Genomic DNA, 12017 nt, shown 5'->3' on the forward strand with positions numbered 1-12017 from the left:
ATCCTAAGTCTCGTGGGCTCGGAGATGTGTATAAGAGACAGCGCGCATACCGGCGGCAATGGCGGCTTCGGCGGCGGTGGCGGCGGTTCGAACGGCACGCCCGGCACCGGCGGATTCGGCGCCGGCAGCGGCTCGCTGGCCGGCGGTGGTGGCGGCGGCCTTGGCGCCGGCGGCGACATCTTCGTTCAGCAAGGCGGCACGCTGACCGTGATCGGCGGCACCTTGATGGATGCGACCGAGACCGGCGGCACCGGTGCCAATGGTGCGGGCAACGGCTCCGCCTATGGCGACATCTTCATCCAGGGCACGATGGTCGTCACGCCGACGCACACCATCTCCTCCCCCTTCGCGGGCGGGCCGACGATATCGACGACGCTCACGATAGCTGACACGATCGCCGACGAACGTGGCATCAGCGGCAGCGGCACGACCGGCAAGCTGGTCGTCTCCGGCGGCGGCACGCTGACGCTGACTGGCGCCAGCACTTACGTCGGCGGCACCCAGATCGACGGCGGCAACATCGTCTCGATCACAGCCGACAACAATATCGGCGGCTCGGCCGGCGCGCTGATCCTCAATGGTGGTACGCTGACCACGACCGGCGGCTACACCTTCACGCACGATATTCAGCTCACCGCCAATGGCGGCACCTTCGACATCTCGTCCGGCACGATCACCGACACCGGCTCGATCAGCGGCTCCGGTACGTTCATGCTGTCCGGCGCCGGCACGTTGCAGCTCGGGATGGGACAGCTCGCCGGGCTGACCGGGACGTTCGGTCTGAGCAGCGCGCATCTGTCGCTGACATCGAGCGGCACTTTCGACGACACGCTCTCGGTCAGCGGCAATTCGATCTTGTCGATCGCGAACGGCAAGACCGTCTCCGACACCGCCCTCGTCACCGGCAGCGGCAATCTCGGCGTCGACGGCGGCGGTACGCTCGTGCTTGGCCATGCCGCCAACACCTATGGCAGCACGACGATCTATTCGGGCACGGTGTGGCTCACCGCGGCCGGCGCCGCCGGAACCGGCAACATCTCGTTCACGACCGGCATCGCCGGCACGCTGAAGATCGACAACGCCGCGCTGAGCGGCAATGCGTTCACCAACACGATCGCGAACTTCAATCCCGGCCAGTTCATCGATCTGACCGGGCTGCAGTACAACACCCAGAATCCGTCGCTCAACACGGTCAGCCTGTCCGGCAACACGCTCTCGATCTCGAACGGCACCACGACCGATACGCTGACCCTTGCCGGCGTCGGCGCCGGGACCAGTTTTCAGCTCTCGCAGGATGCCAACGGCGGAACGATCGTGCAGGTCGTCTCGACGCGCGTCTTCAATGTCTCCAACGTCGCCGAGCTCAACGCGGCCATCCTGCAGATGGATTCCGGCGGGCAGAACGCCGCGCCGAATGCCAACTACACAATCAACATCACGGCGAACTTCAGCCTGATGTCGGAACTGTACGCGCTCAATCTCTTGAGCGGATCGAGCGTCACGATCAACGGCAGCGACGGCCACGGCGGCACGCATACGATCGACGGCCTCAACGCCCAGCGTGGCTTCTTCGTCTATGCGGGTAGCGTCAATCTTGAGAACCTGACCATCCAGAACACGGTGGCCGCCGGCGGCGGCGTCGTCCGCGGCGGTGGCGGCGGTGGCGCCGGGCTCGGCGGCGCGCTGTTCGTCTCGTCGAACGGCAGCGCCACCATCGACAACGTCACCTTCCACAACAGCGCGGCGATCGGCGGCAACGGCGGTGCCGGCGGCACTGGCAGTATCAGCTCCGGCTACGGCTACGGCGGCGGCGGCGGGATGGGCGGACGCGGCGGAAGCAGCGGCGGCGGCGGTATCGGCCTCGGCGCTCAGGGCGCGGACAGTGATCTCTTTAGAAGCGGTTCGCCCGGCATTATCCCCAACACCGCTGGGGGCGGCAAAGGGAGCGACGGTTACCTGATCTCGATCGGGGGCGGGACCGAGCTTTACTGGTATGGCGGAGCAGGCGGCGCCAACGGTGGAGGCGGCGGCGCGGCTGGGTGGATCGGCAGCGGCGTCCGCGCACCCTACGGTCCGGGCGGCGGTGTCGGCGGCGGCAACGGGGCTGATGGCGGCAATGGCGGCTTCGGCGGCGGCGGTGGCGATGGCGGCAACGGCGGCTTCGGTGGTGGCGGCGGCTACAATGGCGACGGTGGCTTCGGTGGCGGCGGTGGCATCGGCGGTGTCGGCGGCTTCGGCGGCGGCAACGGCGCGCCGGGCGGCGGTGGCGGCCTTGGCGCGGGCGGCACCGTCTTTGTTCAGGAAGGCGGCTCGCTGACCATCAAGGGCGGCTCGCTCTCCAACGATTCTGGCTTCGACGCCGTCAAGGGCGGCACCAACGGCATCGGACAGGCCAGCGGCTCGGGCATCGGGTCCGGCATCTTCATCCAGGGCAACAGCAATCTCAGCTTCACGCCTGGCAGCGGCCAGACGCTGACTATCGCTAATGACATCGCGGACCAGAGCGGCAATGGCGGCACGGGTGCGAATGCCGGTGTCGGCGGCCTCGTCATCAGCGGCGGCGGCACCGTCATTCTCGGTGGCAACAATACTTACACCGGCAACACCACGGTCAGCGGCACCGGCACGAGGGTATCGATCTCGGCCAACGTCAATCTCGGCGCGGTCACCAACGTGCTGAAGCTCGGCGACGGCACCGGCATCAGCTTCACCGACGGCTTCACGCAGACCCGCAACATCACCGTCGCCGGCGATCCGGTCTTCAATGTCGCGGCCGGCGAGACCGTCACCCAGAGCGGCGTCATCTCCGATGGCGCGACGCCTGGTGATGTCGAGGTGACCGGCGGCGGCCGCCTCGTGCTGTCCGCGCACAACACCTATTCCGGCGGTACCGTCATCAAGGGCTCGATCCTCGAGCTGGCGGCGAACGGCGCGGCGGGAACCGGCGCGGTCGCCTTCACCGACGGCAGCACCGAAAAACTCGTGCTCGATACCGCGGCATTCTCCGGCACCTCGTTCAGCACGTCGATCACCGGCTTTGCCGGCGGCGATACCATCGACTTCGGCAACATCGCCTATGATGCCACGGCCACCCTGTCCTATGCGAACGGCGTGTTGCTGGTGAAGAGCGGCAGCGGCACAACGCTCGCCGCGCTGAACCTGAGCTTTGGCGCCGGCGCCTCGGCCGGCTCGCTGCTTCTTGGTTCCGATGGCTCGGCGACGCCGCATCTGGAAATCCGGTCGCAGGCAAGCATCGCCTCGGTCACTTCCGACACCACCGATCATCTCACGATCCTGAACGCCGGCAAGGTTGTGACCATCACCGTCAACTTCAGCAACACGGTGAGCGTGACCAGCGCGCCCGAATTGCTGCTCAATGACGGCAAGGCCGCGACCTATCTCAGCGGCAGCGGCTCGCAGGCGCTGGTGTTCAGCTACACGGTGCAGGACGGCGACAGCACGTCTGATTTGCAGGTGCAGAGCCTCTCGCTCAACGGCGGCACGATCAGGGATCCCGGCGGCCAGGACGCCGACGTGACCCATGCGGCGACCGATTTGCATCTCGTGATCGACGCGATCGCGCCGACTGTGTCGGTTGCGGCGAGCTCGACCGCGCTGCTGGCCGGGCAGACCTCGACCGTCACCTTCACCTTCTCCGAGGCGGTCACCGGCTTCACGCTGATGGACACGACGGTGAGCGGCGGCGCGCTCAGCAACCTCGTGCATGTCGGCGTCAACGCCGCGCACCAGGACATCTACACGGCAACCTTCACACCCGACGTTACAGACGCCGAGGCGGGCTCGGTGCAGGTCAACGCATCGAGTTATAGCGACAGCGCCGGAAACGCCGGCGCGGCAAGCAACGCGATCACTTTCACCGGCGATACCAAGGCGCCGACGGTGGCGGTTGCAGCCGATCACACCACGCTGACTGCCGGCGATAGCGCGGTTGTCACGTTCACCTTCTCCGAGGCCGTCGGCGGCTTTGGATTGGGTGATGTCACCGTCCAGGGCGGTACGCTGGGCAATCTCACCCATGTCGGGGTCGATGGCGCCGGGCATGACGTCTACACCGCGACCTTCACGCCCGACGTGACCAATGCCGAGGCTGGCTCGGTGCAGGTCAATGCATCGAGCTATAGCGATACGGCCGGCAATTCCGGCTCGTCGAGCAACACGATCAGCTTCACCGGCGACACCAAGGCGCCGACCGTGTCGGTTTCAGCTGACCATGGCACGCTGCTCGCCGGTCAGACCGCGGTCGTGACCTTCACCTTCTCCGAGGCCGTCGCAGGCTTCGGGCTCGGCGATGTCAGCGTCAGCGGCGGCGTGCTAGGCAGCCTTGTCCATGTCGGCGTCAACGGCGCCGGCCAGGACATCTACACCGCGACCTTCACGCCCGATGTCACCAACGCCGAGGCAGGCTCGGTGCAGGTCAACGCATCGAGCTATAGCGACACGGCCGGCAACGCTGGCGCCGCCAGCAACGCCATCAACTTCACCGGTGACACGCTGGCGCCGACGGTCTCCGTCACCCTCAATCCCGACACGGTGCTGGCCGGCGACCTTTCGGTCGCGACCTTCACCTTCTCGGAGGCCGTGTCGGGCTTCGCCCTTGGCGACATCACCGTCCATGGCGGCGCGCTGAGCAATCTCGTGCATGTCGGGCTCAACGGCGTTGGACAGGACGTCTACACCGCGACCTTCACGCCCGATGTCAGCGACACCGAGACCGGCTCGGTGAAGGTGAATGCGTCCGGTTACAGTGATGTGGCCGGCAATGCCGGCGCGGCAAGCAACACCGCCACGATCGGCGGCGATACGCTGGCGCCGACGGTGTCGATCGCGGCTGACCGTAACGCCCTGCTGGCGGGCCAGACCGCGCTGGTGACGTTCACTTTCTCCGAACAAATCGCGAGCTTCGTGCTCGGTGACGTCACGGTGCATGGCGGGGCGTTGGGCAATCTGGTCCATGTCGGCGTCAACGCATCGGGCCAGGACGTCTACACGGCAATTTTCACGCCGGACGAAAGCAACACTGAAGCGGGCTCGGTGCAGGTCACGGCTGCGAGCGATACGGATATTGCCGGCAATACCGGTGCGGCGAGCGGCAGCATCAATTTTACCGGCGATACCAGGGCGCCGACGGTGTCGGTTGCCGCGAGCCCGAGCACGGTAGTTTCGGGCCAGACTTCGGTTGTCACCTTCACCTTCTCCGAGCAGGTCGCGGGCTTTGCGCTCAGCGATACCGTCGTCGTCGGCGGCACGGTGACCAATCTGGTCCATGTCGGGCTCAACATGTCGGGGCAGGACGTCTACACCGCGACCTTCACGCCAGATATCAACGACGTCGTGGCGGGCTCGATCCGGGTCACCGCCGCGAGCTATGCCGACGTATCAGGCAATACCGGCGCGGCGAGCAATACCGCGACGATCGGTGGCGACACGCATCCGCCGACGGTATCGGTGGCGGCCGATCACACTCTGCTGCACGCCGGCGACGCCGCGTTGATGACGTTCACCTTCTCCGAGGCGGTCGCAGGCTTCGGGCTTGGCGACGTCACCGTCCATGGCGGCCTGCTGGGCAGCCTCGTCCATGTCGGCATCAACGGTGCGGGCCACGATATCTACACCGCGACCTTCACGGCCGATGTCACCGACCATCTGTCGGCCGATCTTTCGGTTGCCGGGGCGAGCTACACCGACATCGCCGGCAATGCCGGCGGAGCAAGCAACGCGATCGGCTTCACCGGCGACACCAAGGCGCCATCGGCGCCGACGCTAATGCTGCACCGGGACACCGGCGTCTCCAGCGCCGACCACATCACCAGCAATGCGCTGATCGATTACACCAAGTTCGATGCGGCCGACACGCTGCGCTACAAGGCCGACGGCGCGTCGGGCTTCTCGACGACGGCGCCGGTCTTTACGACCGACGGCGTGCATTCCGTGACGGTGCAGGAGGTCGACGCCGCCGGCAATGTCGGCGCGTCGTCGAGCCTGACCTTCACCCTCGACACCACGGCGCCTCATCTCACCGGGATCACCGCGACGCCCTCCGGTGGCGTCGCGACGCCGGGTTCGCTGGTCCAGCTGACGGTCGGCTTCAACGAGGCGGTGCACGTCAATGGCGGCACGCCGAGCCTGACGCTGAACGATGGCGGCACCGCTATCTACGACGCCGCGGCAACGGCGCTGCTCGGCGATTCCTCGAAGCTGGTGTTCGATCATGTCGTGTCGTCGACCGATCGCGCCGGCTCGCTGGCCGTGACCGGCTTCGCCGCCAATGGCGCCGATGTCGTCGACCTGGCCGGCAATGCGGCCTCGCTTTCGGCGGTGTCCGCCGTCTTCGACGCCCTGCACATCAACGAGACCATCGTGCCGGCCTACACGCTCGGCGCCATTACGCGGCCGGAATTGCATCTGGATCTGGGCGGTCGCATCATCATGGATGCAACGGCATCGGCATTCGCCGGACATTATGGCATGCAGTACCTGTTCCTCGGCCTGCCGGCGGGAACGCCCCATCAGACCGTTCCCGACTTTCATCTCTGATCGCAGCGCGGCCGGAAGCTCCGGCGCGGCGCTTCATTCCGCTTAGCGGAAAACAGATTGCTGCCGCTGCGGCTTGCTGCAGTGCAGGCCATGCGGCATGATCCGGCCCTCGAAACGGACCTGATGGAACGAGGTCCGCGCTGCAAGGGAGGATTGGAATGAGACGAGTTTTGGCCGGCGTGTTGGCCTGTGCGTTTGCGATCTCGGCGAATGCGTCGCTGGCGCAGGACAAGCCTCCGCTGAAGCTCGGCGGCATCCTCGATATGTCGAGCCTCTATGCCGACATCACCGGCTCGGGCAGCGAAACCGCCGCCAAGATGGCGGTGGAGGATTTCGGCGGCGAGGTGCTCGGCCGCAAGGTCGAGATCGTGGTCGGCGACCATCTCAACAAGGCCGACCTCTCCGCCAACATCGCCCGCGACATGATCGACAACCAGGGCGTCGAGATGATCTTCGACGTCGCAGCATCCGCGACCGCGCTCGCCGCTGCCGAGATCGCCAAGGCGCGCAACAAGATCATCATGTTCAACGGTCCGGGTTCGATCCGCCTGTCCAACGAGGCCTGCGGCCCCTATACCGTGCACTACGTGTTCGACACCTTCGCGCAGGCCAATGTGACCGGCCTTGCCGCGGTGAAATCCGGTCTCGATACTTGGTTCTTCCTCACCGCGGACTACGCGTTCGGCCAGGACCTGGAAAAGGATACCAGCAATGTCGTGGTGAAGTCGGGCGGCAAGGTGCTCGGCAGCGTACGGCATCCGATCAACACCTCGGATTTCTCATCCTTCCTGCTGCAGGCGCAGGCCTCGAAGGCCAAGGTGATCGGGCTTGCCAATGCGGGCGGCGACACCATCAACGCGATCAAGCAGGCGGCGGAATTCGGTCTCACCAAGAGCGGCCAGAAACTGTCGCCGCTATTGGCCTTCGTCACCGACATCGACAGCGTCGGGCTCGAGACCGCGCAGGGCCTGTTGCTGGCGGAAGCCTTCTACTGGGATCTCAACGACGACAGCCGCGCCTTCACCAAGCGCTTCATGGAACGCACCAAGCGGGTTCCGACTTCGGCACAGGCCGGCGTCTATTCCTCGGTGACGCACTATCTCAAGGCGGTGAAGGCCGCCGGCACCACCGATGCGGCCGCCGTCATGAAGGTGATGAAGGAGACCCCGATCAACGACATGTTCACCAAGAACGGCAAGATCCGCGAGGACGGCCGTATGGTGCACGACATGTATTTGTTCGAGGTCAAGAAGCCGTCGGAATCGAAGGGCCGCTGGGACGACTACAAGCTGGTGGCGACCGTGCCGGGCGACCAGGCCTTCCAGCCGCTGTCGGAGTCGCGCTGCCCGCTTGTGAAGAAGTGACGAAGTGACGAAGTCACGCAGTCATCCCGGGGCGATGCGTTAGCATCGAACCCGGGATCTCGAGGTTCCGGGTCTGGTGCTAGCGCACCATCCCGGAACGACGTGGCAACAACCAACAACAACGAAAGGCAAAACGCCATGAGCGATAATCAGATGGTCCTCCAATCCCTCGACAAGGGCCTGCTCACCATCACCATGAACCGTCCCGATCGGCGCAACGCGCTCAATCCCGACATGACACGCGGCCTCGTCGAGGCGGCGCGGCGCGCGCAGGACGATACCGAGGTGCGCGCGGTGCTGATCAGGGGCGCCGGCGGCACCTTCTGCGTCGGCGGTGACGTCAAGTCGATGGCGGAAGGACGCGCACCGCTGCCGTTCGAGGCCAAGATGGCCAATCTGCGCCGCGGCATGGAGGTCTCGCGCATCCTGCACCAGATGCCGAAGCCGGTGGTGGCGCAGCTCGACGGCGCGGCGGCCGGCGCGGGCCTCTCGATCGCGCTGTCCTGCGATCTCCGCGTTGCCAGCGCCTCCTGCAAGATCACCACCGCCTTCGCCAAGGTCGGCTTCTCCGGCGATTACGGCGGCACCTATTTCCTGACCAAGATGCTCGGCAGCGCGAAAGCGCGCGAGCTCTACATGATGTCGCCGGTGCTGTCGGCGCAGGAAGCCTACAACCTCGGCATGGTCTCCAAGGTGGTGCCCGATGCCGATGTCGAGGCCGAGGCGCTGGAACTGGCGCGCTCGCTGGCGCAGGGGCCGTCGGTGGCGCTCGGCTACATCAAGCGCAACATCAACAATGCCGAGACCATGACGCTGGAAGCCTGCTTCGACGGCGAGGCGATCCACCACACGCGTGCCGGCGAGACCACCGACCACAAGGAAGCGGCCAAGGCCTTCGTCGAGAAGCGCAAGCCCACCTTCCAGGGGCAGTAACCATGGCCGAGTACATGCGGCTGCGGCAGATCTGCCTGGTGGCACCGCAGCTTGCGCCTGTCATCGCGGACATCTCCGCGATCATGGGCCTCGATGTCTGCTATCGCGACGGCAATGTCGCGAAATACGGCCTCGAGAATGCGCTGCTGCCGGTCGATACAATCCTGCTCGAAGTCGTGGCGCCGTTCCAGCCGGGGCCGGGCACGGCGGCCGGCCGCTTCATCGAGAAGACCGGCGGCCGCGGCGGCTATATGGCGATCTTCACGTGCGAGGATCCCGACGCGCGCGGCGCCAAGGCCAACGCGATCGGCGTGCGCACCGCCAACGTGATCACGCACGCGCCGTATCACGGCGTGCAACTGCACCCGCGCGACTGCCGCGCTGCCTTCATCGAGTTCAATCACACCGACGGCAGCGACGACGTGTTGGGACCGTATCCGCCGGCCGGCCCGGACTGGCAGAAGTCGATCCGCAAGGACACGACGCTGTCGCTGACCGAGGTCGAGATGCAGAGCCCCGAGCCTGAGGGGTTGGCGGCGCATTGGGGCAGGATCATCGGCATTCCCGCCGATGGTACCGTGGTGAAGCTGCCGAACGGCACCTTCCGCTTCGTCAAGGGCGACAGCGAGATCATGAGCGGCTTGACGTTCAAGGTCGCCGACAAGGCGAAGGTGCTGGAGGCCGCGAAAGCCAGAGGCTGTGCGGTGAAGGGCGACGAGTTCCTGCTCTGCGGCGTGACGTTCAAGCTGACGGCGTGATTTCGTAGCCCGGATGCAGCGAAGCGAAATCCGGGGCCGCGCTCTTCGCGGATGGAGCGTTCCCGGATTGCGCTGCGCACGATCCGGGCTATGTGTCTTTATTTCCCGTCATCCTGAGGAGCGCGCAGCGCGTCTCGAAGGATGCACGGCCCGGCTGGTGGCCGTCCATCCTTCGAGGCTCGCTCCGCTCGCACCTCAGGATGACGGGAAGGGCGGTTGAGCTAGCGGCGACGATTCAATATCGTCGAGCGCAACAATAACAATCGGGAATACGCCCCCATGCCGCATCCGCTCGATACCTTCTTCGCCCCAAAAAGCATCGCGCTGATCGGCGCCTCGCGCGATCACGAGAAGATTCCCGGGCGGCTGCTCGCGATGCTGCGCAAGAACGGCTATCCCGGCGCGCTCTATCCGATCAATCCGAACTATGACGAGATCGACGGGCTGAAATGCTTCAAGTCGGTCGCCGAGATCGGCGCGCCGATCGATCTTGCCGTTATCGTCATTCCCGCCCGTGCGGTGCTGCCGGCGCTGGAGCAGTGCGCGGCCGCCGGTGTGAAGAATGCGGTCATCATCTCGTCCGGCTTTGCCGAAGAGGGCGGCGACAGCGCTGACATGCAGGACGCGATCGTGGCGCTGGCGAAGCGGACCGGGATGCGGATCAGTGGGCCCAACGCGGAAGGGTTTTACAGCCAGGCGCAGAAGGTCGCCGCGACCTTCAGCCCGACCGTCGACGTCAAGCCGGAGGCACCCGATCTGGTCGCCGGCAAGCGGCGCATCGGCATTGTCGCGCAGAGCGGCGGCATCGGCTTTGCGATCTATCATCGCGCCAAGGCGCTCGGGGTTGCGCTCAGCTATGTCGTCAGCGCCGGCAATGAGAGCGATCTCGGCGCCGGCGAGTTCCTCGACTACATGGTGCAGGATGCCTCGACCGACGTGATCCTGCTGTTCATCGAGGGTATCCGCGACGTCGACAAGTTCCTGGTGGCGGCCAAGCGCGCGGCGGAGCTCAAAAAGCCCGTCATCGTAACTAAAGTGGGCCGCTCCGGCGCCGGCGAGCGCGCGGCGGCCTCGCACACCGCGAGCATGGCGGGCTGGTCGGCGGCCTATGATGCGGTGTTCGCGAAATACGGCTTCATCGTGTCCAACGATCTCGACGAGGCCGTGACGATTGCTGCCGTGTTGACCACCAATCCGCTGCCGAAGGGCGATCGCGTCGCGGTGCTGACGGTGTCCGGCGGCGCCGGCATCTGGGGCGCCGATACCGTCTCGATGCAGGGCCTGCGGGTGCCAGAGCTTTCAGCCGCGATCCAGAGCCAGATCAAGCAATGGATGCCGTCCTACGGCGCGGCGGGCAATCCGGTCGACGTCACCGCGCAGGGCGTCTCCTCCGGCGGGCTGCAGAAGAGCATCGAGCTGTTCGATACGTCTGATGAAGTGGACGCGACGCTGGTCGTGCTGTCGCTGTCGAGCGAGACGCGGATGCCGTTCAAGGAAGCCGAGGCTGAAGCCAGTGATCGCGGCGCAGAACAAGCCGGTGGTGTTCTACTCCTACACGCTGCCGTCGCAATTCGCGCGGCAGGAGCTTGCCAAGTCGGGCGTCGTAGTGCTCTCGGGGCTGACCCATGTCGGCGTCGCGATGCGGCGGCTGGCTGATTATGCCGGCTTCAAGCCTGCACCGGAGATCGCGGCATCAGCGTCGCCGGCGCACGATCTCTCCCGGCATCTCACGTCGAAGACGCTGTCCGAATATGACAGCAAATCGCTGCTGCGCGCGGCCGGCATTGCGCTGCCGGATGAGGTGCTGGTGACCGACCGCGACGGGCTCGACGCTGCGATCGAGCGCGCCGGATTTCCACTGGTCATGAAGATTCAGTCGCCCGCGATCGCGCATAAGAGCGAGGTCGGCGGCGTCCGCGTCAACATCGCCGCCAAGGGTGCGGCATTCACGGCCTATCGCGACATGCTGGAGACGGTGCAGAAGCAGCGGCCGGGCGCTGAAATTCAGGGCGTGCTGGTCGGGCCGATGGCGAGGCGAGGCGTCGAGATCATCATCGGCACCATGCTGGACGCGACCTTCGGGCCTATGGTGATGGTGGGGCTCGGCGGCATCACCACCGAACTGTTCAAGGACGTGGCCTATCGCCCCGCGCCGGTGAGCGCGGCTGAAGCGGCCACGATGCTGGAGACGCTGAAGGCCGCGCCGCTGCTGCACGGCTTCCGCGGCGCGCCGAAGGCGGATGTCGCGGCACTGGTGCGGTTGATCTCGCAGATTTCGGTGCTGGCGGCGCAGCACCGAGGCGAGATCGCCGAGATCGAGGTCAATCCGGTGCTGGTGCACCCGGAAGGGCAGGGCGTGACGATCGTCGACGCGCTGGTGGTGCCGAGGGGTTAGCGTACTATCTCC

General features: G+C 65.9%; 6 protein-coding genes. All 6 read left to right on the forward strand.

What is annotated here, in order from left to right:
• The first annotated feature begins 24 nt into the window (after positions 1 to 24).
• The 6 genes from PMN64_RS23800 (at position 25) to PMN64_RS23825 (ending at position 12005) form a co-directional block, all read left to right on the forward strand.
• Positions 25 to 6555 carry an Ig-like domain-containing protein gene (locus PMN64_RS23800; protein ID WP_411782385.1) on the forward strand — a complete coding sequence of 2177 codons (6531 nt, stop codon included), beginning with the start codon at positions 25 to 27 and terminating at the stop codon, positions 6553 to 6555.
• A gap of 158 nt (positions 6556 to 6713) precedes the next feature.
• A complete protein-coding gene (locus PMN64_RS23805) occupies positions 6714 to 7919 on the forward strand; it encodes an ABC transporter substrate-binding protein (RefSeq protein WP_253606127.1) in 1206 nt (401 codons plus the stop codon).
• Positions 7920 to 8057: 138 nt separating this feature from the next.
• Positions 8058 to 8852: an enoyl-CoA hydratase gene (locus PMN64_RS23810; protein ID WP_028341862.1), complete on the forward strand. Its 795-nt coding sequence runs from the start codon at positions 8058 to 8060 to the stop codon at positions 8850 to 8852.
• A 2-nt stretch (positions 8853 to 8854) separates the two neighbouring features.
• A complete protein-coding gene (locus PMN64_RS23815; RefSeq protein WP_028341861.1) occupies positions 8855 to 9610 on the forward strand; it encodes a hypothetical protein in 756 nt (251 codons plus the stop codon).
• A gap of 279 nt (positions 9611 to 9889) precedes the next feature.
• A complete protein-coding gene (locus PMN64_RS23820; RefSeq protein WP_411782386.1) occupies positions 9890 to 11266 on the forward strand; it encodes an acetate--CoA ligase family protein in 1377 nt (458 codons plus the stop codon).
• On the forward strand, positions 11250 to 12005 hold the full coding sequence (locus PMN64_RS23825) for an acetate--CoA ligase family protein (protein WP_411782402.1): 756 nt from the start codon (positions 11250 to 11252) through the stop codon (positions 12003 to 12005). Before PMN64_RS23820 ends, PMN64_RS23825 begins: the two co-directional genes overlap by 17 nt.
• Positions 12006 to 12017: the final 12 nt, after the last annotated feature.

It is taken from the genome of Bradyrhizobium sp. UFLA01-814 (assembly GCF_046718885.1).
GTDB classification, from domain to species: Bacteria; Pseudomonadota; Alphaproteobacteria; order Rhizobiales; family Xanthobacteraceae; genus Bradyrhizobium; species Bradyrhizobium elkanii.

What these genes read in the sequence shown, in the direction of transcription:
- PMN64_RS23810 (WP_028341862.1), top strand. Translation starts at nt 8,058, where the DNA reads ATGAGCGATAATCAGATGGTCCTCCAATCCCTCGACAAGGGCCTGCTC.
- PMN64_RS23800 (WP_411782385.1), top strand. Translation starts at nt 25, where the DNA reads ATGTGTATAAGAGACAGCGCGCATACCGGCGGCAATGGCGGCTTCGGC.
- PMN64_RS23825 (WP_411782402.1), top strand. Translation starts at nt 11,250, where the DNA reads ATGCGGCGGCTGGCTGATTATGCCGGCTTCAAGCCTGCACCGGAGATC.
- PMN64_RS23820 (WP_411782386.1), top strand. Translation starts at nt 9,890, where the DNA reads ATGCCGCATCCGCTCGATACCTTCTTCGCCCCAAAAAGCATCGCGCTG.
- PMN64_RS23805 (WP_253606127.1), top strand. Translation starts at nt 6,714, where the DNA reads ATGAGACGAGTTTTGGCCGGCGTGTTGGCCTGTGCGTTTGCGATCTCG.
- PMN64_RS23815 (WP_028341861.1), top strand. Translation starts at nt 8,855, where the DNA reads ATGGCCGAGTACATGCGGCTGCGGCAGATCTGCCTGGTGGCACCGCAG.